This is a genomic window from Desulforamulus hydrothermalis Lam5 = DSM 18033 (assembly GCF_000315365.1).
Taxonomy (GTDB): Bacteria; Bacillota; Desulfotomaculia; order Desulfotomaculales; family Desulfotomaculaceae; genus Desulfotomaculum; species Desulfotomaculum hydrothermale.
In genome coordinates, this window is record NZ_CAOS01000008.1 from 107,576 (window position 1) to 128,820 (window position 21,245).

The following is a 21,245-nucleotide window of genomic DNA, read 5'->3' on the forward strand; positions in this document are numbered from 1 at the left end:
AAAATCGCAACACCGTGTTGTATAATACCGGTAGTATCTTAAGGGCAAACCAATCGAAAGGTTGGGACGCAAAGCCATGGGTCTAAGGCGTCAGGCTATGACTGCCAGGCTGCGGAGGAATTAAATTTTGTCCCCTCCGGCTGTCAAGTTGGGAGGATTTTTTTTGTTCCTTGCTGTAAAAAGACTGTATATTAAACTGCCTAAAAATATTGCCCTTCATTCGAAAAGGGTGGCCATATTTTCATATATTCTTGCCAAGCAGATAAAATTATCTGCAGCAGATTGTCAAACTGTCTATTGGGGCGGCTTATTGCATGATATTGGCAAAAGCATGATCCACCCCGGTATACTTTATAAAAAAGAAAAATTAACCGAAGCCGAATTCGCCGAAATTAAACGTCATTGCCGGTACGGCGTGGATATTGTGAAAAATATCAAGGATGTTGAGCCTGTCATACCTATTATCCAATACCATCATGAACACTGGAACGGATCGGGCTATTATGGCCTGCAAAAACATCAGATACCTTTGGGGGCGCGTATAGTCAGCATAGCCGATGCCTTTGATGCCATGACATCATACCGGTCTTATCAAGCAACCCGTAAAAAAGAAGATGCCCTGGCAGAGATCATGAGGTGTTCCAATACCCAATTTGACCCTTGCCTGGTTAATCATTTTATTGAAGTTTATGCCTTATTTAACTGTTATCTGGATGATCATGTGAAATTCGTTAATTTCATTTAGTTGTCCGCATATATATTATAGTATAACTATTTTAAGCTAATCTTTGCACGAGATGCAAATTCTTAACTCCGAACCAATTAAAAACATCCCGTTACATTGAGGAACGGGATGTTTTCATTTGGTGGCTAAATCAGTCCCATTGGGTACCGGCCCAGGCTTGCCAATCAGGTAGCCCTGGGCACAGTCTATGTTAAGTTCTTTCAACTTGGCTAAATCTTGATCGTTTTCTACAAACTCCGCCACTGTCTTTTTGCCTAAGGTGTGAGCCACGGTTTGCATGGCCTGAACAAGCGCATAATGGGTATCATCCCGGTGCAGATTGCGGATAAAAGAACCGTCTATTTTTACATAATCTACCGGCAGAATTTTCAGATACGAAAAGGATGAAAAACCGATGCCAAAATCATCCAGGGAAAACCGGCAACCAATGTTTTTCAGCCTTTTAATCCAGTTGCCGGCCCTTCCCAGGTCTTTTACCGCAACTGTTTCGGTAATCTCAAAGCCCAGCCGCCAGGGTTCAATATGATTGGTATGAACGGTTTGTTCTATATAGGCCAATAATTTTTCATCCCCCAGACTGGCTCCCGATAAATTGATAAACAAACTCAAGTCCGGCCTGGCTGCCAGTACCTCCAGTGCTGATTTAACAACCCACCGGTCAATCCTGGGCATTAAACCAAAACGTTCAGCAACGGGAATAAATTTGCCCGGATAGATTAGCTCTCCCTTATCGTCCTGCATACGCAGCAGCACTTCATAGTGAATAATGTCCCTGCTGTTAATGGCAACCACCGGCTGGTAATGCAGAACAAAGCGATTTTCCTTGAGTGCTGCTTTTATTAATGTGATGATGCGGTTTGCCTCAGACAGAGAGTTTGCTTCATCCTCCGTACAGGATAAAAACACGATCCTGTTTCTGCCTGTTTCTTTAGCCCGGTAAAGAGCTGTATCGGCCAGGGCTAACAGCCGGTGAGGGGGTATGGCCCCGTCGATCATGGTTATGCCGATACTAAGGCTGATATTAAAGCAGTGTTTATATAAAACCAGACACAGCTCGTTTTCGTCCAGCAAAGACCTGATCTTTTCCGCCACGGCCAGGGCATCTGCCGCCGCAGCTCCGTCCAGTAACACAACAAATTCATCCCCACCCAGACGAGCTAACGTATCCTGGCTGCGCAGATTGCTGCTGAGCAGTTCGGCAATGGTTAGCAACAGTTTATCTCCCGCGTCATGTCCCAGGGTATCATTAACAAGTTTAAAGTTATCCAAATCAATAAGCAAAAGGGCACTTCCTTTACCCTGCTTTGCTTGAGCCACCGCCTGTTTAATTTTTTCTTCTAAGAACAACCGGTTAGGCAAGCCGGTTAAAGAGTCGTGGGTAGCCAGATAGCGCAGCTGTTTTTCAACTAACTTGCGATCAGTAATATCTCTGAGGGACTTTACGGCCCCCACCAGTTGGCCTTCGTTATTGTAAAGCGGACCGGCAGTAATTAACAGATAGGTGCCCTCCCCTTCGCCGTTAGGGGGTAAAAAAACTTCCTTGGACAATGTCTTTTCCGTAATTTTTACCAAACCATTTGCTTGGTTGGCATGGTTAAGGAATATCAAATCAACCAGCAGGGGTTGCTGTTGGTTGAGGTAAAAGGGCAGGACGGAGGCATAATTTTCTTTGCCGATAATATCTTCCTTGCGGACGCCGGTTATCTCTTCCATAGCCCTGTTCCAGGCAATGACTCTTTTGTCTTGGTTAATTACGAAGGTAGCATCGGGCAGGAATTCTATTATATCCAGCAACTGCTGGTGTTTGGCGCGCAGTTCTTCTTCAGCCTTTTTGCGCTCAATGCGCATCCTTTCAAAGGCTCTGGCTAAATAACCTATTTCATCTTGTGTCTTAACAGTTATTGCTGTGTCAAGTTCTCCTTGCGCCAACAGGTTAGCATAATTAACCAGTTCCCTAACCGGTCTGACCAGTGATTTAGTCAGCAGCCAAAAAATAACGGCAGTTAAAAAAAAATTAATAATCAGGGTTGACCAGAGGTTTTTAACAGAGTTTCGGAAAATATTGTCAACATACTGGTTGTTGGCTCCTACATACCAGATGCCGATATTCCTGCCTGCTTGATCTTTAATGGGTTTATAGGCCGTTTGGTATTTGATGCCCACAACTTCTGCTTCACCGTAAAATTCCCGACCTTGTTCCAGCACTACCTGCCCAACTTCTTTTGATACCTTGGTGCCGACAGCCCGGCTGCCGTTTCTTATGACATTGGTGGCAACACGGGTATCTCCCTGAAATATGGTACAGGTATTGCCTGTCAATTTTCCCACCATATCAACAATAGCAAAATTGTTGTTCATTATTTGCCGGCCTTTGTACAACTTGCCGTTTATTATTGCCCAGGGCCCCGGATATAAAGCGTCTAACAGTGCTTCCCCCAGCCGCAAATCACCCTTTACCTTCTCCAGGGCAGCCAGGTTGGCATTAACATGGGCCTGTTTGGTGATCCAGAACATATGCATAACTTGCACAAAAATTATGACAAGAAACAGCAGGGTTATTCTCCAACGGATTGACTTAAGGTCATAAAAACGCATTCTGGCCTTTTGTTTTTCCATAAGGCAGCCCCCGGAAATTGTTCTGAATAATACGAATATAGTATTTATTCAAGGTTTGTTTTGACATTCCTTTAATTTGGTTATGGAAGAACAAAAAATCCGTCCCAGAGGAAGACGGATTTATGATCCTGGGTTGACCTGACTTGCCCGGCCCCGGCTGAACAACCACCCGGCGGCTAATGATGTGACAGGAATGGCCAGAATTAAACCGATGCTGCCGGTTAAGGCACGGACAATTTCGGTGGCAATTAAATCAAGATTAATAATTTTTAAAAAGGGCATCTGGTAGGCCATAAAGATCAGGATTAAAGGAATGGCGCTGCCGGTATAAGCCAAAATTAAAGTATTGGCCATGGTCCCCATGACATCCCGCCCCACATTGATGCCCGCTTGCATGAGCGCCCGGGTGTCCAGGGCAGGGTTGGCCTTTTGGACTTCTTCCACAGCAGCGGCAATGGAGATGGCCACGTCCATGACAGCCCCCAGGGCTCCGATAATCATACCGGCAAACAGCAAGCCCTGGTAGTCAAATTTTACCTGTTGCGGGATATATAGCAGCATTTGCATTTCTTCGCTGCTGAAACCGGTTAGATGGGCAGCGGCCCCCACCAGCATGGCTAAGATGCCGGCAGCGATAACCCCGCTGGTGGTACCGATTACCCCGGCCAGGGTTTTACGGTTAAAGCCGTGTACCAGTATCATGGTTGCCGTGGTCATAACAGCAGCCACCAGTACGGTCATCAACAGGGGGTTATGCCCCTTAAACAGGAGCGGCAGCAGGACATAAAAGATGCCTACCCCGGTGACAGCCAGCGACAATACAGACTTAACCCCCTTAATACCTCCCACCAGGGCCATCAGCAGGGCAAACAAACCGGCCAGGTAATATAGCTTTTTATCCCTGGCATAATCGGTCACAAAAGCGTTGACAATTTTTTTGCCTTCCACTTCCACCGATAATATCACTTCATCACCCGGCTTGACGTGCACTGCCAAACCGGGTTGATCCGGCACCACATGAAAGAAACTCACCGTTTGCCCCTGGTAAGGTTGGCTTAGTACCCGGGCGGTGACCAATTGCTCTTTTCCCTCCACCCAGCCGGTTAAATCCGGCACCTGGTCCTTTCCTTCCGTTACCTCTAACACCTTGGCCCGTACAATAATTTCCTTGCTTATCTCCATACCACCCGCTGTATCGGTCTCGTTGGCCAGACCGGCCCGGCCGCTTAACAGCATCACCCCAAGAACCAGCAGCCCCAGAATAAATCGCTTCATTTTTTCACCTCATTTCATGTTACTTCCATATTGTACTTTAACCAAGCGCTCCGGGACAAGCCAACCGTTAGGAAGTTATCCACCGCCCTGACCGGAATTTTTTCCTGTAACAAAGGCCGGCCCTCTTTCATAGCATGATGATAGAACCCGCCAGACAGTTAGCCGGCACTAACATTGTTTTTCTTTAATATCTTGCTTTGCCCAAAAATAGTGCCCTGCCGTACTGGCCGATTGTTAGTCTGGGCTAACATAGTTAAGTACTTCTAACATGAGGGGGATATTTATGCTCAAGCAACAGCCTGTTTTTCCCGGTACGCCGGTGGTAGCTCTTTGTGACCTGCCGGTAGGAAAAGCTGCCGTGGTTAATACTGTCCAGGGAGAAGGCATTATCCGGCGCCGCATGCTGGACTTGGGATTGGTGCCGGGCACCCGGGTGGAAGCCCTGCGCATCAGCCCGGCCGGGGATCCGAAAGCCTACAAAATCCGAGGTGCAGTGATAGCCCTGCGGCGGGAAGAGGGAGCCAACATACTGGTCAGCTTGAAGGAGGAAACAACATGGGGTTAACACACCGGTCCTGCGGCAGCGGGGCCAGTCGGGAAGCTTTTTATCAGGCCGGCGCAACCGAAACAGATTATGTCATTGCACTGGCAGGTAACCCCAATACCGGCAAAAGCACCTTGTTTAATGCCTTAACCGGCTTACGCCAGCACACCGGCAACTGGCCCGGCAAAACGGTACTGCGGGCAACCGGCAAATATATTTTTCAGGGGCGGCTGTATGAACTCATTGACCTGCCCGGCACTTACTCGTTATTGGCTCAGTCTGCGGAGGAGCAGGTTGCCAGGGATTACCTGTGCTTTGGCCGGCCGCACGCCACCATTGTGGTGGTGGATGCCACTTGTTTAGAAAGAAATCTCAACCTGGCCTTACAGGTGCTGGAAATTACCTCCCGGGTGGTGGTTTGTGTCAACTTGATAGATGAAGCAAAACGAAAAAATATTGAGATAAATATTTCTGCCCTGTCAAACGAGTTGGGGGTTCCGGTGGTAGCTACGGCTGCCCGGGAGGGTGCCGGTCTGCCGGCATTGCAACAAGCAGTGGCGGCGGTGGCCGAGGGCAGCGTTAAGACATCGCCCCGCCGGGTGCGGTATGATCAAGTAATTGAACAGTGCATTGCCCGACTGGAACCAAAAATCAAAGAATTGGTAGGTGAGACACTCAACAGCCGCTGGCTGGCCTTACGTTTCCTGGACGGTGATGCAACGGTCGTCCGCGCTCTGGCGGAATGGTTGGCAAGGGGCAAGGCGGTGGTGGGGGGTGATATACTGGTATGAGTTGCCAAACAAACAATTTGTATAATATTGTAAAAGAAGCTAACGTTTTAAAACAAAAACATGCTTTACAAATTAACGACAGGGTGGTCAGCGAGATTTATCATCAGGCAGAAGCAATTGCCCGGCGGGTCGTTTGCCACCGATCCAAACCCGGGCTTGATTGGGATGAACGGCTGGATAACATCCTTACCTCAAGAATTTGGGGATTCCCTTCGATGCTGTTGCTGCTGGGCATGGTCTTTTGGCTGACGGTGGCCGGCGCCAATTACCCCTCGCAGCTGATTGCCGCCGTACTTTTCTGGGGCCAGGACCGCCTGTGGGACTTACTTAACTGGTTGCAGGCACCGCACTGGTTGATAAGTTTCGGGGTGGAAGGTGTGTACCGCTGCCTGGCCTGGGTGGTTTCGGTTATGCTGCCGCCGATGGCAATATTTTTTCCCTGCTTTACCTTGCTGGAAGACTTGGGTTACTTGCCCCGGGTGGCCTTTAACCTGGATCGTTTTTTCAAAAGCGTGGGTGCCCATGGCAAACAAGCCCTGACCATGAGTATGGGTTTTGGCTGCAACGCTGCCGGGGTAGTGGCCTGCCGGATTATAGAATCGCCCCGGGAACGTTTGATTGCCATGCTGACCAACAGTTTTGTTCCTTGCAACGGCCGTTTCCCAACTTTGATTACGCTGGCCGGCTGCCTGGTTTTTGGCTTCGGCAGCAGCCTGGCCACCACAGCTGTGGTAGTAGGGGTTGTCCTGTTTGGTATTGCAGTTACACTGGGGGTTTCCTGGCTGCTTTCCCACACCCTGCTTAAGGGAGTACCTTCTTCTTTTGCGCTGGAATTACCCCCCTACAGAAAACCGCAAATCGGCAAGGTTATATTACGCTCTGTCTTTGACCGCACTTTATTTGTCCTGGGCCGGGCGGTTTGCGTGGCAGCACCGGCCGGGGCGGTTATCTGGCTGCTGGCTAATATCCGGGTAGGCGGCATCAGCCTCCTGGCCCGCGGGGCTGACTTGTTAAATCCCCTGGCCCAACCAATGGGACTGGACGGTTTCATTTTAATGGCATTTATTTTAGGTTTGCCGGCCAACGAGATCGTGCTGCCCATTCTTATGATGGGTTATCTGGCGGCCGGATCCTTGACAGAGCTCAACAGTTTGCAGGACTTGCACCATCTGCTGGTGGTTCAGCACGGCTGGACCTGGTTAACCGCTGTGTGCGTGATGCTGTTTTCGCTGCTGCACTATCCCTGCGGCACCACTCTGTGGACCATTTGGCGTGAAGCGGGCAGTATCAAGTGGGCTTTGCTGGCCGCGGCTATTCCCCTGGCCGTTGCCTGCACGGTTTGTTTTCTCACAGCCCAGGGCGCCAGAATACTTGGTTTGGTTTAAATAAGGACCCGGGGTGGTTTATGCTTTTGGTCTGGCTGCTTCCTTCCGGCAGTAGGTTTTGAAATCATCCAGCCAGGAGGGGTGCTGCTCGGTAAACTTAACAAAATTTATGATGGCTGTAAGGGTAGGCAGCGACAGGTAGTGTTCCATAGCTTCCGCCTCCGCTGCCACATCGCATTGGGAACCGATTAGCCGCAAAAACTCTCTGATATATCTGTTCCGTTCAACTAAAAAATGACCCAGTTGCTTTCCTTGCTCGGTTAACACAATATCTTTATAGGGGCGGTAGTAAATATACCTGCTTTCGTTTAATCTTTGCAGTGCCCGGGTCACCGACGGCAGGCTTACCTTTAAGCAGGCAGCAATGTCTGACACCCGCACCGCTTCGCCCCGCTGGCTCAGTCGGTAGATTTCTTCCAGGTAATCTTCTAAGCTGGGAGATAACACACCTTCACACCCCCTTTATTTAGCATATAAGTAAGGGGGCATTTTATTACCTCTTAAGGTGCGAAAATATTCAGCCACCGGCAATGCCGGCCGGTGGCTCAAGTCTTATTCGCCCTGGCTGACTCCTGCCTCGGCAAAGGTAGCCATTTCATTAATTATGCAGATGGCGGCTTCAATAATGGGAAAGGCCAGGGCCGCCCCGGTGCCCTCGCCCAGCCGCATGGCCATCTGCAGCATTGGTTTTAAACCCAGCATTTCCAGCATAATGGCATGGCCCGGTTCCTGGGACCGGTGAGATGCCAGCATATAGGCCGCACTCAAGGGAGCCAGGGAGCGGGCCACCAAAGCGGCGGCGCAGGAAATAAAGCCGTCCAGAACCACCGGTATTTTCTCGGCGGCACAGCCTAAAATGATACCGGCCATGCCGGCAATTTCCAAGCCGCCCACTTTAGCCAAAACATCCAGCCCGTCCCGGGCATCCGGCCGGTTTACCTTTAGCGCCCGTTCCACCACAGCTGCTTTATGCTGCCGCCGGGTTTCATCAATGCCGGTACCCCGGCCGGTTATTTGCTCAGCGGGCAGACCGCTGAAAGCTGCTAAAACAGCGGTGCTGGCAGTGGTATTGCCAATTCCCATTTCGCCGATGCCCACCAGGGCCGGGCGTTGTTTTACCTGCTGCTTAAGCAGTGTAATACCTGTTTCCAGGGCTGTTACAGCCTCCTGCCGGCTCATGGCAGGCCCATGCACAAAATTATCCGTACCGGCTTTAACCCGGCAGTTAACCAGGCCCTCGTGTGCTATGACAGGTCCGGCCACACCGATATCTGCCACCACCACTCTGGCTCCCGCCCGGCGTGCCAGCACGTTAATGGCTGCGCCACCCCGCAAAAAATTCAACACCATTTGCGGTGTGACTTCCTGAGGAAAAGCGCTCACTCCCTCTGCCACCACGCCGTGATCACCGGCCAGCACCAGAGAGACTTTTTCTTGGGGCAACCGGGGCAGCGGGGTACCCTGCATGCCTGCCAACCGGCGGGCAATATCCTCCAGCACGCCCAGGCTGCCCGGCGGTTTGGTAAGGTTGTCCAGCCTTTGCTGGGCCAATTCTTCACAGTTGTAATCAGGCGGTGTAATTTTTTCCAGAGTTTGCGCAAGTAATGACATAGCCTATTCCCTCCTTAGCATGTTTATACCTTGTCGCCACGCTTCTCAGGCACTGCCTGCATAAATAAAAAATCCCAGCCTGAAAAGGCTGAGAACTTTGCCATCATCCTCAGATAACATGGATCCTCCAGGCAGGTCTCCTGGCTTACGGGTCATGGCCTGATAACCTGCCTTCCCGGCCTGCGGCCAGTGGCTTTAAATGGTATCGGCTCTCCGTTTACAGTGGCGGGACCGCTCGGGACTTGCACCCGATTCCCTATTCTCCCCGGTGGGGCACCTGCAGGAATCTTTTGTTGCTGAAAGATATTTTAATAGCTCAAGCAAAATCTGGCAATATCTTTTTACTGCCGTACCGGAAATTGCCCTTTGGCCGCCTTCCGGAACAGGCTAACACCCTCAGGCTCTTTTTTGAAAAATTATATAGACACTAAATGAAATAAGTGTTATTATTTCCAAAGAAATTCATATATGTGAAAGTATCAGGTACCCCCTGCGGCAGGGGGTTTAAAAGGGAATCGGGTGCAAATCCCGAACGGTCCGGCCACTGTGATGGGCTAGTTAGTTTCATTATTTCACCACTGGTTAAACCGGGAAGGTTGAAACTAGCGCTGATGCCTCAGTCAGGAGACCTGCCTGATGCTTAACTGACCCTCCCGCGGAGAGGCAAGCAGTTGCAACCGGTTATAAGGGGCTTTTATGCCTTTTTAACCTTTCCTTAGCGCTTGCCGTTAAGGTTTTTTTATTTTTATTGAAAGGCTGGTAATGTAAATTGGTTGACAAGCAGGCTATTTTGCTGGTTACGTTTGGTACCAACGTGGCCGAAGCTGCCGCATCCTTCAGCAAGCTGGAAAGGAAAGTCAAAGAGACTTTTCCCGGCATTGAGGTTCGCTGGGCTTACACCGCCAAAACCATTCGTGCTGCCCTGGCGCAACAGGGCAAGCCGGTGGACAGCCCCATTACCGCTCTGGCCAAACTGCAGGATGAGGGCTACACCAGGGTAGCCGTACAGTCTGTACACGTTTTGCCCGGTCAGGAATTTTACGACCTGGTAAATATTGTTGACAACATGGCGCGTTTTCAGGGCTCAACAGGCAAATATTTTCAATCAAGAATTGGCAAGTTTGGCTTTCACCGCTTAACGCTGGGGGCACCCCTGCTCTACAAGCCGGCAGATTACCGGGCGGTGACAGAAGCCATTAAATACCTGCGGCCTGCCGCACCGGACCATGCCCTGGTTTTAGTGGGTCACGGCAGCAACCACCACACCTTCAGTGCTTACGGCTGTCTGAATGATATGCTGCGGCAATCCTGCGACAACGTTTTTTTAGGTACAGTAGAAGGATATCCTTCCCTGGCAGAAGTTAAAGCTGATTTGGCCAAAAAACCGTTTCGCCAGGTTACTCTCCTGCCCTTTATGAACATCGCCGGTGATCATGCCATTAACGATTTGGCCGGTGCTGAGGAGGATTCCTGGAAAAATCAACTGGCCCGCAGTTACCGGGTGTCTGTCTGTTTAACCGGCCTGCTGGATTATCTGCCCATCATTGAAATATACATCAGTCATTTGCAAGAAGCCTTTAATAAATTAACCGACCCTGCCAAATAAAGGAGTGATTGGTATGCCTTTAAAGCATCCGGCCCGTTGGGTTCTTTTGGTACCCCTGTTCCTTCTGCTGGCACCGCAGCATGCTTACGCCATGCACATTATGGAAGGCTTTTTGCCTGCCAGATGGTGTCTGGTCTGGTTTGTTTTATCAGCCCCCTTTCTCATACTGGGTCTGAGATCCATTCAAACACATATTAACCGCAACCCGCAAGTAAAAATGCTGCTGGGACTGGCCGGGGCCTTTGCCTTTGTACTTTCCGCCCTTAAAATTCCTTCCGTTACCGGCAGTTGTTCTCACCCCACCGGGGTAGGGCTGGGGGCCGTTTTATTTGGTCCCTTGGCCATGAGTGTGCTGGGTTGTATTGTATTAATATTTCAGGCCCTGTTACTGGCCCACGGCGGTCTTACCACTCTGGGCGCCAACACCTTCTCCATGGCTGTGGTGGGCCCACTGGCAGCTTACGGTATTTTTAAACTAACCAGGAAGCTGGGCGGGCCCAACCGGCCGGCAGTTTTTCTGGCTGCCGCCCTGGGCGACCTGCTTACTTATGTTACCACTTCCCTGCAACTGGCCCTGGCTTTTCCTGCTGCCGACGGCGGTATTACAGCCTCTTTGGTAAAATTTACGGGTATCTTTGCGCTAACCCAGGTACCCCTGGCCATCAGCGAAGGTTTGTTAACTGTGCTTATTTTTAACCTCTTACAATCCTACGCCACTAACGACCTGAAGCTGCTGCAGCACTTATCTGAGGAGGTAAAGTATGAGTACAATCACTAAAGACCGCCCTGCTAAAAAGAAAAGGGCTGTTAATTTGTGCTTGTTAGCAGCGGTGGTGGTTCTGGCCGTTTTGCCTTTGTTGCTGGTTCATGATGCAGAATTTGGCGGGGCCGACGGCCAGGCAGAAGCTGCCATAACTGAAATAAAGGCGGATTATCAACCCTGGTTCCAGCCCCTGTGGGAACCGCCCAGCAGCGAAATTGAGAGCCTGCTGTTTGCCCTGCAGGCCGCTCTGGGGGCCGGTTTTATCGGCTATTATTTCGGTTTCCGGCGGGGCAAAAAAAACAGCGGCTAAGCCGGAAGGGTATTTTCATACCCTTCTCAGACTGTAGACAAAGGTTGTGAAACAAAGTGAAGCGGTTTTATGATCCCCTGTCGGCGACTTGTCGAAGCACCGGTCACAGCACTTGATGAGCGAAGGAGCCCTTGGGGTGGCGCCCACAGGACGTGGGCGCCGGCCGAACCGGGCCAGGAGGGCCCGTTTGAGGCGACCCCAAGGGCCACCGTAGCGAATCATAGTGCTGTCGGTGCGTAGACCGGAGCCAAAGGGGATCATAAACCACCGCTAATGTTTGTCGACACTCTGGGAAGGGTATCTTTTCATACCCTTCTTTTTTATGGCTGTTTATGAGCAGGAGTCAGGGAAGAAAACCAGAATATTTACCTTACCTAATCGCATTGGTGTATGCGGGCGGTGAATTGTCCCTGACTTAAATTTTAAGGAGGAAAAAATGAAGGGGATATTTTATGGTATTGGCGTGGGCCCCGGAGACCCGGAGCTGCTCACCCTTAAAGCTGTACGTCTGTTGCAAAGCATTGATGCAGTAATTGCCCCCCGCACCGGCAATATGTCCGGCAGCACCGCTTTGCAGATTGCCCGGCCCCATTTGCGACCGGGGGTGCAGATTTTAGAATTAACCTTCCCCATGGTGGACAACTGTGATGAAAAAAAGGATGCCTGGGAAAAAAATAAGCAGGTTATTCTGTCTTTACTGGCTCAGGATAAGCGGGTAGCCTTTCTCACGCTGGGCGACCCCATGCTTTACAGCACTTATATTTATATGGCCCGCCTGTTGGCCCGGCACCAGGTTAACTGCCAAACCATCCCGGGAATTACTTCCTTTTGTGCCGCCGCCGGCCGGGCCGGCTTTCCCCTGGCGGAGGGAGATGACATCCTTACTGTCATCCCGGCCACCTGTGACCGGGAAAAATTAACTCAAGCGTTAGCAATCTCCGATAATGTGGTGCTGATGAAGGTATCCCGGCAGCCTGCCCAGCTGGTTGAGCTGATGCAAAAGCATAATTTAACCGGGCAGGCGGTAATGGTCAGCAAGTGCGGCCATGCAGACGAGTCGGTTCTCTATCATATTGATAAAGATATAAAACCGGTGTATCTTTCCACCATTTTGGCCAAAAAAAACACCGGGATGTGAGGTAATGCTGATCTTTGACCGGGTTACGAAGCTGCACGGCGATAAAGCAGCGGTTGATCATTTAAGCCTGCATATTAAACCAGGGGAGTTCTTTGGCTTGCTGGGCCCCAACGGAGCGGGCAAAACAACCACGCTGCGCCTGCTGACCGCCTTAACCCCTCCTACAGCGGGACAAATCACCGTTAACGGGCAGCCAGTCAGCCGGAACAACACCGCCGCCAAAAGACAAATCGGGCTGGTGCCGCAACATATCAATCTGGAACCGGAACTGACCGTCGAAGAAAATTTGCGTTTGCACGGCCTGCTGTATAATATGAGCCGGCAGGAGATCAACCGGCGCATTGACCGATTGCTGGCTTTTAGCGACCTGGCAGCGGAAAGAAAGGCCCTTGCCGGCAACCTGTCCGGCGGCATGAAACGCAAAGTGATGATTGCCCGGGCGCTGATGCATCAACCGGCTTTATTGCTGTTGGATGAACCCACCGCAGGTTTGGATGTATTTTCCCGCCGCCGGGTCTGGGACTTAATTAAATCTTTAAATGCCCGCGGCATGACCATCCTGCTGACCACCCATTATTTGGAGGAAGCAGAACACTTATGTTCCAGAATCGGCTTGTTGAAAAAGGGGCGCTTAATCATGACCGGCAGCGTGGAAGAGCTGCGCCAGCAAGTGGGCCCGGTAGTGGTGGAGGTATTTGCCGGCCATCAAACAGACCTGTATTTTTTCCGGGATCAGGGGAGCGCCCTGGATTTTGCGGCCGGCCTGACAAACGAGTTTACCATTCGCCAAGCCTCCCTGGAAGATGTATTTGTTAAAATGACCGGAGAAAGAGTGGAAAGCCAGTGAACGGTATTTTGGCAGTATTGTGGCGGGAATATCTGTATTTCAAAAAGCGCATCTGGTCTGTTACCGGCAGCGCACTGGTAGCCCCCCTGCTTTACCTGCTCGCCTTTGGCTGGGGCCTGGGCAAATCGGTTCAGCTGGCCGGTGTGGCCTACCTTGATTTTATTGTGCCCGGTATCCTGGCCCTCAGCACGATGAATGCCAGCTTCCATGCCGTGGCCACCCCTCTGTCCATTGCCCGGCTGTATGATAAAACCCTGGAGGAATACCTGGTATCTCCCATCACCCTGTATTCTCTGGCAGCAGGAAAAATTTTAGCCGGCGCCCTGCGGGGCATGTATGTGGGGGCTTTGCTGCTGGCCCTGGCTTTTCTGCTGGGTGCCCACTGCAGGTTGAGCTGGCTTTTAATATGGTTGGTTTTTTTAAACTGCCTGGTGTTTGCCAGCCTGGGCTACCTGGTGGCCTTAAAAATTCACTCGCACCCGGATATGACAAGGTTTAACAGTTTTGTCATCACACCCATGAATTTTTTATGCGGCACCTTTTTTGCCCCGGAGCACACTCCGGCAGCGGTGCAATGGTTGATCAAAGCACTGCCCCTGACTCCCGCCAGCCAGGGCCTGCGGGCCCTGGCCCTGGGCCAGGAGTTAGCCTGGCACAGCCCGGCCCTGCAGTTGTTCTATCTCATCATCCTGGTGGGCTGGGGGCTGCGGGCCAGCCAACAGGCAGAGTAAAAACAATAAAAAACATCCCGTTTAATCAGGATGCCAGATGGTTGACAAACCTTAACGGTGGTTGATGCTCCCCACCCCGGCCTTGTTTTTGCAGCCTTTGTCGACAGTCTGGCATCCTGATCACTCTCGGGATGTTTTTGGCAGCCTCTTATTTAGGCTTATTTTTGAATAACACTTTCGTTTCTGGGTATGGGTTTATCGTAAATGGCGTGGCCGGTGGCCAAGGGTTGGCGTTCCACCAACAGTTTAACCTGTTTGTACTGGGGCAGTTCGGTTAAAGTGTTAACCAGGGAGTTAACGGCAATAAATTCACCGGTGGAGCCTTGCAGGTTGCCAAAGGCCCGGTTAAAATTCAATACCAGGGTATCGCCCTCGCTCTTATAGTAAATCAGCTCGCTGCCTTCGGGCAAAACCGGCGCATAACGGCCGGGCTTTTTCAGTTCTTCAACTAATGCCACCACCATATCGTTGGGTTGATCAATCTCCCGTACCACCGGCACCAAAGCATCCGCCTTTTCATTGGCAAAATAAAGGGTCACTTTTACTTTTTCCGGAGTAGCGGCGGGCACCTCGGTTGCTGCCGGCTGTTTGGGCGGTGTCGGAGCGGTGTTGCCGGTACAACCGCTCAAGGCCAGGGCCAAAACCATAATTAAAAACAAAACGGCTTTTTTCATGTTTTACCTCCTGATCATACAGTAATGCATGCTACATTATAACATATTCATATTAACATGATGACAGCATGTTGTTCTGCTTTACACCCCATAAAGTTTTTTCAGAGTGTTGACCAACCACGCCTCAACCATATTGTTGCAACCTTTGTTTGGTTTTCTTCTTTCTCGTATTGTGATGTTTTCAGAAAAATAATATACCTGTGCCGTCCGACCGGCACAGGCATGTTGTTTTTCATTAAAGTTTAAACCGTTGAGCCAGTTCCTCCAAATCCTCGGCCATCTTGCTAAGGGTTTCTGAGGAAGCAGTTACTTCTTGTATGGTGGCGGTTTGTTCCTCGGTACCGGCAGCCACATTTTGGATGCCGGAAGACATTTGTTGGGCGGCAGCTGCCACATCATGTATTTGCTGGCTTAATCCCTGAACTGTAGTAATGATGTTATTAAAGGACTGCGCCACTTCATCCACCACCAAGTGACCCGACTCTACTTCCCGGGCGCTGGCGCTCATGGTGGCCACTGCTGCAGCGGCTTCGTTTTGGATAGCCTCAATAAGGTTTTTAATGTCCCGGGCTGCGCTGCCGGACCGCTCGGCCAGTTTTCTTACTTCCTCGGCCACCACCGCAAACCCCTTGCCCTGCTCACCGGCTCTGGCCGCTTCAATGGCAGCGTTTAAGGCCAGCAGGTTGGTTTGGTCGGCAATTTGCGTTATTAATTCGACAATCTGGGAAATTTCCCCGGAGCGCCGGCTGAGGCTTTCAATACTTTGCCCAACCAACCCGGTAGAAGACCCGATATTTTGCATTTGCGAGGTAATGCGGGTAATCCCCGCCGTACCGGCCTCGGCATGCTGGGAAGCCTGTTCGGCGGCTGCCGCCACCGTCTGGGTGTTATCAGCCACCTGCTCCACCGTAGCGGACAACTGGGACATGGTGGATGCTGCTTCATTGGCCCCGGCAGTAATTTGCTGGGAGCTGGACGAAAGCTGCTGGGCGGCAGCTGCCACCTGCTGGGACTTTTCCCTGAGCTGCCCGGCAATATCCTTCAGGCTGATCACCATTTCATTAAAGGCATTGGCCAGCAGGCCAATTTCATCGCAACTTTTTACTTTTATTTCATCCAAGGTTAAATCCCCGCCGGCCACCCGGCCCGCCGCCTGTTCCATTTGCTTAATAGGGTTGGCCACAGCGCCGGCAATATACCAGCTGACCGCACCGGCCAGCAGCACCGAAGCCGCCATGGTGCCAATATATACAGTTGCCAAGCCGGTAATATCATGATTATACATGCCGGCAATAAGCCTGGCCTCATAAAGCCCGAACAAACCCATCCCCAGCAGCAGAGCGATGATCAGGGCAAATCCGCCCATAATTTTAGCCCGTACCGGCACTTTTATTTTATGATACACACAGTAAAAATTGCACTTGCGGCAGGCCCCGATCTTTTGCGCCATGGTTCCCTGCAGCTCGCCCCGGCAAAGGGTTCTGGGAACCTTCCAGCATTCCGTGCCCCTTTTTTCTGTAAAAGCAGGGCACCGGTTTTTTCTGTCTTCCGGGCATTTCATAATTTCCCAGCAAACAATGTTATCCTTCCTGGCCATAGGAATCCCCCCTGAAGATTACATCAACTCTGCCGGGCTGATTCGGCAAACTACCCAAATTAAGCCGTTGCTGCCTAAAAAAAGCCACTTATTGATAAATATTGCAATATTAATACATATATTGTACTAATAATACATATTTTGTCACAATTGTCAATTAGCTGACTAAATTTATGCTTTAAAAAACGAAAAAATCAGTTATTCAAATTTTTTAGCCATATACCCGTTAAATTTAACTGACGCTTCGTAATAAAAAACATAACAGACAAACCCATTATTGGCCGGCGCCCCAATTAATGGTTTGTTTCTGTACATTAAAAAGAAAGGAGATCGACCATGAAAAAGCTGAACAAACTGCTGATTACTTTATTTTCCTTTGCCGTTCTTACTAATTGGTTAGCCGGCGGGGCCTGGGCCGGTCCCAAGGTTAAAGAAAACCACCTGCCGCCCGGACTGGCCAAAAAACAAACATTACAGCAGCCTATACCCCTGGCCTATGGCTTTGTCGATACGCAAAAACACTGGGCCAGGCAAGAAATTGCCAAAATACAGTCCCAGGGAATTATGAAAGGTTACGCCGATAATATGTTTAAACCGCAACAACCGGTTACTAAAAATGAAGCCCTGGCCGTGATTATGCGGGTGGTGGATCACCAGGGCACCTCTGTCGATCAGAACGGTCTCTTGCCAAAAGTTTTTCCGGATTGGATGGGCACAGCACCATTGCAGGCATATGATGCCGGCATTATCGCAGACTGGGAACTCTTAGCCTGGCATGGCAACAAGCCAGCCAGCCGGCTGGAAGTAGCCATGTGGCTATGCCGTGCTGCCGGCGAAAAAAGTGTGGCGGTGCAGGATTTGCTTGCCTTTGCCAAAGACATCAATCAGTTGAGCAAGGAGGAATTGGTTTATCTGGCAGCCATGTATAACCGGGGGATTATCAGGGGTACACCGGAAGGTTATCTTAATCCCTTAAAACCTATCTCCCGTGGCGAATTTGCCGTAATGATCTGCCGCTTTACGGACTCTGTTAACTTAACCGACAGCAACCCGGCAACCCCCCCTGCAAAAACCTGGATCGCAACCTTAAACCCTGCCCCCAACCAAAAGGTTACGGTGGATACAAACCGGTTTACCGTTAAATTCAACCAACCCATGGTCTTTGCAGAGGACCGGGATATAACGGATTTAACCGGGACCATCAAGATTTTTCAATACCTGAATAACAAATGGGTTGAGGCCGACCTATCTTATACCGTTGTCTTAAATGAGCGTGGCGATGAACTGACCGTTATACTGGATCACAACAGCGTCCTGGCTGCCCAGGCCAAATACTGCGTTACCCTGCCCGGCGGTATTCTCCAGGAGGCAAACGGCACCGCCATTTTCCCGGGCATCGGCAAAGGACAGTGGTCTTTTGTCACTGAACAAACAACTTCCGCTGACGAGGCTGCCAAAGCAACTGTTGATATTTCTCTCCGGTAAGAATTTAGGGGCTGATCCGGTAGGATCAGCCCCTCAGACTATTGCCTTATAGCCTTTTGTCTTAGAAAATTCTGCTGGCACCCCGGTACCGGGCACTCCAATAACTGTCAAGGAGAGAGTCTATTTTAATACCCCGGGAACTGGAAGCATGAATAAATTCGTTATTGCCCAGGTAAATACCCGAATGATTGATGCCCTGGCCGCCGGTATGAAAGAAAACCAAGTCGCCGGGCCGCAGTTCATCCTTTGCAATGGCTGTGCCTGCCTGATACTGCCCGGCAGCAGTATGCACCAGATCAATGCCAAAGTTTTTAAACACATACCGCACATAACCGGAGCAATCAAAACCTGCCGGGCTTTCGCCGCCGGCACGATACCTGACACCAATATACTGTTTGGCAAAATCCAGCACAGCCAGCGCCCTGTCGGCCATACCCCGGGATACGTTGGCGGCATTCGCTGTTACCGGTCTGGCAGCCTGGCCCGACGGTTGGTCAGGCAAGTTTAATACTTGACCGATTTGTAAAGCATCACCGGTTAAATTGTTTAATTTTTTAATGTTGTCCACCGTAGTGCCGTTACTCTGTGCAATGGCCCACAGGGTATCGCCCTGCTTCACCGTCACCTGAGCGCCCTCGGCAGTTCCGCTCCAAACAGCGGCGGTCAGACCAACCGCTGCCGCCAGGACTGCCAGTCTTTTGCTAAAAGACAACTTCACCTTCCCCACTTTCTACGCCTACGGAGTTAGCTGACGGGTTCGGACTGAAAGTTAGCCCGCTGCCTGACGGTAGTTCACCCCAAAAGATCGGTTCCCCCGTTTTCACAAGAAATTAGGCGTTTTTATTTAACTGGTAATTTAGTCTATTACCAATTTCGCCGAAAGTTTCCATTTTCCTGCTTTTTAAATCTTTTAATGCTAAAGCTGCGGATAATTTTCATAATTCACCTTAATTTTGGCAATAATTTTGGTGTTATTGCTTTAATTAAGTTATGTTAGAAGGAGAAGCCTCATGACCCTACCCCAGGTCACCTGGCATTGTGCCAAGGCAGTTTTGGCCCTGACCTCACCTTTGCATGTAATTGTGCAAAGGCGCCGCTTGAAAAATACCCATCATTTTTGCAACCGGCAGGCCGGTCAAATTCTAAGGCAAGATGGGCTGCGCAGCGAAGCCTTGTTATTCGCTTCTTATTTAGACATCTTAAACCATGGTTCTTCCTGGAGTGACATGGGTTTTAGAAATATCAGCCACTATTACAATTGTCGAGAGGACAGCGGTTTGTGGCATGGGCCGGCTGCCCCTGCCGAATGTCACTATTATTTTAACCTGGCACTTAAACATTGGCGCCGGGGCAGCCGGGAAAAAGCTTTCTTTTACCTGGGTGCTGCCACTCACATCCTGCAAGACCTGTGTGTACCCCACCATGCCGGCGGTTTGGTCTTCAGCGGTCACAAGTATTTTGAAGATTGGGCCAGGAATCATTATGAGGATTTTGCCGTTAATCAGGGGGGTCTTTACAACCTGGGGGATTGTGCCAGCCGGTGGGTGAAACAAAACGCCCTGGTGGCGGCATCTTACCTGCCGGAAGTAGGGCAGGACCACAGCCCGGCCGTGGCTCAAGTATGCGGCATTATGTTAACAAGAGCCCAGCAAACCACAGCCGGTTTCTGGCACTTTTTTCTGCAAAAAATAAAGGAGTCATCTCCCCGGTAACAGCCGGCGAGACGGCTCCTTTAATAAACTAAATTAATCCCAAACCGTTTAATAATACAATAATTATGGCAACAGGTGCCACGTACTTGACAGCCAGCAAATAACAGCGGGCTGCCCCTTTATTGTTTAAACTGCCGCCGTTGGAAAGTTCATCCGTTACTTCCCAGCGGCCCAGCCACCAGCCGGCAAAGACAGCCAGGGCTACACCGGTTAAAGGCATTAAAAGATTATCTGTGGCAAAAGCAAACAAGTCAAACATGGTCAGCCCAAAGAGTTTAAAGTCAGCCAGCAAGCTGTTTGAAAGAGTGGCAGTACTGCCTGCCAACGCCATGGCCAGGGCGGTGGCCAGGGTGGCTGCCGCTCTGGACCAGCCCCTTTCTTCGGTCAGGTAGGCCACCGGTACATTAAACAAGGAAATCATTGCGCCGGTAGCGGCAATGGAAGCCAGCACAAAGAAAACAGCAAGAAAAATATTTCCCCAGGGCATGGCATTAAACACCATCGGGATGGTGATAAACAGCAGGGAAGGCCCTTTATCGGGGCTGAAGCCAAAAGCAAACACCGCCGGAAAAACAGCCATGCCTGCCAGCAGGGAAACCAGGGTGTCTGCCAGCACCACCTTAACGCCGGTACCCAGAAGGCTTTCCTCACGCCCGATATAACTGCCGTAGGTGGTCATGGCGCCCATGCCGACGGACAGTTTAAAAAAGGCCAGGCCCATGGCTGTTAATACTGTGGCGCCGGTTATTTTAGAAAAATCAGGCCGGAACAAAAAGGCCAAACCTGCCTCGGCGCCGGGCAATGTAAGGGCCCTGACAACGCATACGATTAATAGGCCGAAAAGAATCGGCAGCAGGGTTTTGGTCATGCGTTCAATGCCGTTCTGTACACCGGCCAGGATAACGGTGCCGGTAACCAGCAGCACAATCCACTGCCAGATGAGGGGTGCCCAAAGACCGCTGATAAAATCGCTGAAAATTTGCTCCGATACTTTGGCATCGCCGGTTAATAAACTGCCGCTTAATGCCTTAAAAATATAGGCGTATACCCAGCCGGCCACCGAGGTGTAGTAGCACTAAGAAAGGCCACCAGCACGCCGGATATGCCGGTAAGAAACCAGGGAGTAGCGGGCGCCAGCTTTTTAAAAGCCCCTACCGCAGCCGCATTGGAGCGACGTCCGATAATAAATTCAGAAATCATTACCGGCAAACCAATCAAGCCAACACATAAAAGATAAATAAGAATAAAGGCCGCACCGCCGTTTTCACCGGTAATATAAGGAAATTTCCAAATGTTGCCCAGTCCTACGGCAGAACCCAGGGTGGCAGCAATTACACCTAAAGTGCTGCCAAAACCTTCCCGGGCAGAAAGTTGAGATTTCATTAAGTCTGTCTGTGCCATTCTTAACCTTCCTT

At 50.5% G+C, this 21,245-nt stretch carries 22 protein-coding genes and 4 riboswitches; of the genes, 12 read left to right on the forward strand and 10 right to left on the reverse strand.

Annotated elements, in window-relative coordinates; translation table 11 throughout:
- Window positions 1-33 precede the first annotated feature (33 nt).
- A riboswitch (cyclic di-GMP riboswitch) is annotated at window positions 34-117 on the forward strand.
- A gap of 46 nt (window positions 118-163) precedes the next feature.
- Entirely contained in the window at window positions 164-745 is a 582-nt protein-coding gene (locus tag DESHY_RS05760) for an HD-GYP domain-containing protein (protein WP_008411140.1), read from the forward strand.
- Between the two features lie 114 nt (window positions 746-859).
- Here DESHY_RS05760 and DESHY_RS05765 read toward each other — a convergent pair whose 3' ends face one another.
- Window positions 860-3,361, reverse strand: a complete 2,502-nt coding sequence (locus tag DESHY_RS05765) for an EAL domain-containing protein (RefSeq protein WP_008411141.1) — start codon at window positions 3,359-3,361, stop codon at window positions 860-862.
- Between the two features lie 120 nt (window positions 3,362-3,481).
- Window positions 3,482-4,636, reverse strand: a complete 1,155-nt coding sequence (locus DESHY_RS05770) for a YibE/F family protein (protein ID WP_008411142.1) — start codon at window positions 4,634-4,636, stop codon at window positions 3,482-3,484.
- 283 nt (window positions 4,637-4,919) lie between these two features.
- On the opposite strand from DESHY_RS05770, the gene DESHY_RS05775 reads away from it, so the two are divergent.
- Genes DESHY_RS05775 through DESHY_RS05785 form a run of 3 tightly spaced genes read left to right on the forward strand, consistent with a single transcriptional unit; the run spans window position 4,920 to window position 7,356 of the window.
- Window positions 4,920-5,201, forward strand: coding sequence for a FeoA family protein (locus DESHY_RS05775; RefSeq protein WP_008411143.1), 282 nt, complete (start codon window positions 4,920-4,922; stop codon window positions 5,199-5,201).
- Window positions 5,192-5,971, forward strand: a complete 780-nt coding sequence (locus DESHY_RS05780) for a FeoB small GTPase domain-containing protein (RefSeq protein ID WP_008411145.1) — start codon at window positions 5,192-5,194, stop codon at window positions 5,969-5,971. The genes DESHY_RS05775 and DESHY_RS05780 overlap by 10 nt, the downstream gene beginning before the upstream one ends.
- Entirely contained in the window at window positions 5,968-7,356 is a 1,389-nt protein-coding gene (locus tag DESHY_RS05785) for a nucleoside recognition domain-containing protein (protein WP_008411147.1), read from the forward strand. Before DESHY_RS05780 ends, DESHY_RS05785 begins: the two co-directional genes overlap by 4 nt.
- Window positions 7,357-7,374: 18 nt before the next feature.
- Here DESHY_RS05785 and DESHY_RS05790 read toward each other — a convergent pair whose 3' ends face one another.
- Window positions 7,375-7,803, reverse strand: coding sequence for a metal-dependent transcriptional regulator (locus DESHY_RS05790; protein WP_008411149.1), 429 nt, complete (start codon window positions 7,801-7,803; stop codon window positions 7,375-7,377).
- Between the two features lie 105 nt (window positions 7,804-7,908).
- Window positions 7,909-8,967: a nicotinate-nucleotide--dimethylbenzimidazole phosphoribosyltransferase gene (cobT, locus tag DESHY_RS05795; RefSeq protein WP_008411152.1), complete on the reverse strand. Its 1,059-nt coding sequence runs from the start codon at window positions 8,965-8,967 to the stop codon at window positions 7,909-7,911.
- Window positions 8,968-9,080: 113 nt separating this feature from the next.
- A riboswitch (cobalamin riboswitch) is annotated at window positions 9,081-9,263 on the reverse strand.
- A 168-nt stretch (window positions 9,264-9,431) separates the two neighbouring features.
- A riboswitch (cobalamin riboswitch) is annotated at window positions 9,432-9,618 on the forward strand.
- A 139-nt stretch (window positions 9,619-9,757) separates the two neighbouring features.
- Between cobT and DESHY_RS05800 the strand changes: the two genes are divergently transcribed.
- Genes DESHY_RS05800 through DESHY_RS05810 form a run of 3 tightly spaced genes read left to right on the forward strand, consistent with a single transcriptional unit; the run spans window position 9,758 to window position 11,646 of the window.
- A complete protein-coding gene (locus tag DESHY_RS05800; RefSeq protein ID WP_235695525.1) occupies window positions 9,758-10,573 on the forward strand; it encodes a sirohydrochlorin cobaltochelatase in 816 nt (271 codons plus the stop codon).
- Window positions 10,574-10,586: 13 nt separating this feature from the next.
- Entirely contained in the window at window positions 10,587-11,351 is a 765-nt protein-coding gene (locus DESHY_RS05805) for an energy-coupling factor ABC transporter permease (RefSeq protein WP_048817921.1), read from the forward strand.
- Entirely contained in the window at window positions 11,335-11,646 is a 312-nt protein-coding gene (locus tag DESHY_RS05810; protein WP_008411157.1) for an energy-coupling factor ABC transporter substrate-binding protein, read from the forward strand. Before DESHY_RS05805 ends, DESHY_RS05810 begins: the two co-directional genes overlap by 17 nt.
- 15 nt (window positions 11,647-11,661) lie before the next feature.
- Here DESHY_RS05810 and DESHY_RS14105 read toward each other — a convergent pair whose 3' ends face one another.
- Window positions 11,662-11,907, reverse strand: a complete 246-nt coding sequence (locus tag DESHY_RS14105; protein ID WP_162470934.1) for a hypothetical protein — start codon at window positions 11,905-11,907, stop codon at window positions 11,662-11,664.
- A 175-nt stretch (window positions 11,908-12,082) separates the two neighbouring features.
- On the opposite strand from DESHY_RS14105, the gene cobI reads away from it, so the two are divergent.
- From cobI to DESHY_RS05825, 3 genes are read left to right on the forward strand one after another with little or no spacing between them, the layout of a single operon-like run.
- Window positions 12,083-12,784, forward strand: a complete 702-nt coding sequence (cobI, locus tag DESHY_RS05815; protein ID WP_008411159.1) for a precorrin-2 C(20)-methyltransferase — start codon at window positions 12,083-12,085, stop codon at window positions 12,782-12,784.
- A 4-nt stretch (window positions 12,785-12,788) separates the two neighbouring features.
- Complete coding sequence (locus tag DESHY_RS05820) at window positions 12,789-13,631, forward strand: ABC transporter ATP-binding protein (protein WP_008411161.1); 843 nt, start codon at window positions 12,789-12,791, stop codon at window positions 13,629-13,631.
- Window positions 13,628-14,362 (forward strand): ABC transporter permease, encoded by a 735-nt coding sequence (locus tag DESHY_RS05825; RefSeq protein WP_008411163.1) that lies wholly within the window; start codon window positions 13,628-13,630, stop codon window positions 14,360-14,362. Before DESHY_RS05820 ends, DESHY_RS05825 begins: the two co-directional genes overlap by 4 nt.
- A gap of 158 nt (window positions 14,363-14,520) precedes the next feature.
- Here the strand turns inward: DESHY_RS05825 and DESHY_RS05830 are convergent, their stop codons facing one another.
- Both DESHY_RS05830 and DESHY_RS05835 read right to left on the reverse strand, forming a co-directional pair.
- Window positions 14,521-15,036, reverse strand: coding sequence for a GerMN domain-containing protein (locus tag DESHY_RS05830; RefSeq protein WP_008411165.1), 516 nt, complete (start codon window positions 15,034-15,036; stop codon window positions 14,521-14,523).
- A 235-nt stretch (window positions 15,037-15,271) separates the two neighbouring features.
- On the reverse strand, window positions 15,272-16,633 hold the full coding sequence (locus DESHY_RS05835; protein WP_008411166.1) for a methyl-accepting chemotaxis protein: 1,362 nt from the start codon (window positions 16,631-16,633) through the stop codon (window positions 15,272-15,274).
- 336 nt (window positions 16,634-16,969) lie between these two features.
- Between DESHY_RS05835 and DESHY_RS05840 the strand changes: the two genes are divergently transcribed.
- Window positions 16,970-18,118: an S-layer homology domain-containing protein gene (locus tag DESHY_RS05840; protein WP_008411168.1), complete on the forward strand. Its 1,149-nt coding sequence runs from the start codon at window positions 16,970-16,972 to the stop codon at window positions 18,116-18,118.
- A 61-nt stretch (window positions 18,119-18,179) separates the two neighbouring features.
- Here DESHY_RS05840 and DESHY_RS05845 read toward each other — a convergent pair whose 3' ends face one another.
- Window positions 18,180-18,836 carry a C40 family peptidase gene (locus tag DESHY_RS05845; RefSeq protein WP_420795110.1) on the reverse strand — a complete coding sequence of 219 codons (657 nt, stop codon included), beginning with the start codon at window positions 18,834-18,836 and terminating at the stop codon, window positions 18,180-18,182.
- Window positions 18,836-18,965, reverse strand: a riboswitch (cyclic di-AMP (ydaO/yuaA leader). It overlaps the preceding gene by 1 nt.
- 163 nt (window positions 18,966-19,128) lie before the next feature.
- On the opposite strand from DESHY_RS05845, the gene DESHY_RS05850 reads away from it, so the two are divergent.
- Complete coding sequence (locus DESHY_RS05850) at window positions 19,129-19,830, forward strand: zinc dependent phospholipase C family protein (protein WP_008411172.1); 702 nt, start codon at window positions 19,129-19,131, stop codon at window positions 19,828-19,830.
- A gap of 28 nt (window positions 19,831-19,858) precedes the next feature.
- On the opposite strand, the gene DESHY_RS05855 is transcribed toward DESHY_RS05850, so the two are convergent.
- Together DESHY_RS05855 and DESHY_RS14815 are read right to left on the reverse strand one after the other, a co-directional pair.
- Window positions 19,859-20,890, reverse strand: a complete 1,032-nt coding sequence (locus tag DESHY_RS05855; protein ID WP_008411174.1) for a sodium-dependent transporter — start codon at window positions 20,888-20,890, stop codon at window positions 19,859-19,861.
- The gene (locus DESHY_RS14815) at window positions 20,851-21,231 is read right to left on the reverse strand and encodes an SLC5/6 family protein (protein WP_008411177.1); all 381 of its coding nucleotides are present in this window, start codon (window positions 21,229-21,231) and stop codon (window positions 20,851-20,853) included. Before DESHY_RS14815 ends, DESHY_RS05855 begins: the two co-directional genes overlap by 40 nt.
- Between the last annotated feature and the right edge of the window lie 14 nt (window positions 21,232-21,245).

Coding starts and splice junctions, on each gene's coding strand:
- DESHY_RS05810 (WP_008411157.1), top strand. CDS start 11,335: ATGAGTACAATCACTAAAGACCGCCCTGCTAAAAAGAAAAGGGCTGTT.
- DESHY_RS05775 (WP_008411143.1), top strand. CDS start 4,920: ATGCTCAAGCAACAGCCTGTTTTTCCCGGTACGCCGGTGGTAGCTCTT.
- DESHY_RS05785 (WP_008411147.1), top strand. CDS start 5,968: ATGAGTTGCCAAACAAACAATTTGTATAATATTGTAAAAGAAGCTAAC.
- DESHY_RS05840 (WP_008411168.1), top strand. CDS start 16,970: ATGAAAAAGCTGAACAAACTGCTGATTACTTTATTTTCCTTTGCCGTT.
- DESHY_RS05820 (WP_008411161.1), top strand. CDS start 12,789: ATGCTGATCTTTGACCGGGTTACGAAGCTGCACGGCGATAAAGCAGCG.
- DESHY_RS14105 (WP_162470934.1), bottom strand. CDS start 11,907: ATGATCCCCTTTGGCTCCGGTCTACGCACCGACAGCACTATGATTCGC.
- DESHY_RS05805 (WP_048817921.1), top strand. CDS start 10,587: ATGCCTTTAAAGCATCCGGCCCGTTGGGTTCTTTTGGTACCCCTGTTC.
- cobI (WP_008411159.1), top strand. CDS start 12,083: ATGAAGGGGATATTTTATGGTATTGGCGTGGGCCCCGGAGACCCGGAG.
- DESHY_RS14815 (WP_008411177.1), bottom strand. CDS start 21,231: ATGGCACAGACAGACTTAATGAAATCTCAACTTTCTGCCCGGGAAGGT.
- DESHY_RS05830 (WP_008411165.1), bottom strand. CDS start 15,036: ATGAAAAAAGCCGTTTTGTTTTTAATTATGGTTTTGGCCCTGGCCTTG.
- DESHY_RS05765 (WP_008411141.1), bottom strand. CDS start 3,361: ATGGAAAAACAAAAGGCCAGAATGCGTTTTTATGACCTTAAGTCAATC.
- DESHY_RS05780 (WP_008411145.1), top strand. CDS start 5,192: ATGGGGTTAACACACCGGTCCTGCGGCAGCGGGGCCAGTCGGGAAGCT.
- DESHY_RS05850 (WP_008411172.1), top strand. CDS start 19,129: ATGACCCTACCCCAGGTCACCTGGCATTGTGCCAAGGCAGTTTTGGCC.
- DESHY_RS05770 (WP_008411142.1), bottom strand. CDS start 4,636: ATGAAGCGATTTATTCTGGGGCTGCTGGTTCTTGGGGTGATGCTGTTA.
- DESHY_RS05835 (WP_008411166.1), bottom strand. CDS start 16,633: ATGGCCAGGAAGGATAACATTGTTTGCTGGGAAATTATGAAATGCCCG.
- cobT (WP_008411152.1), bottom strand. CDS start 8,967: ATGTCATTACTTGCGCAAACTCTGGAAAAAATTACACCGCCTGATTAC.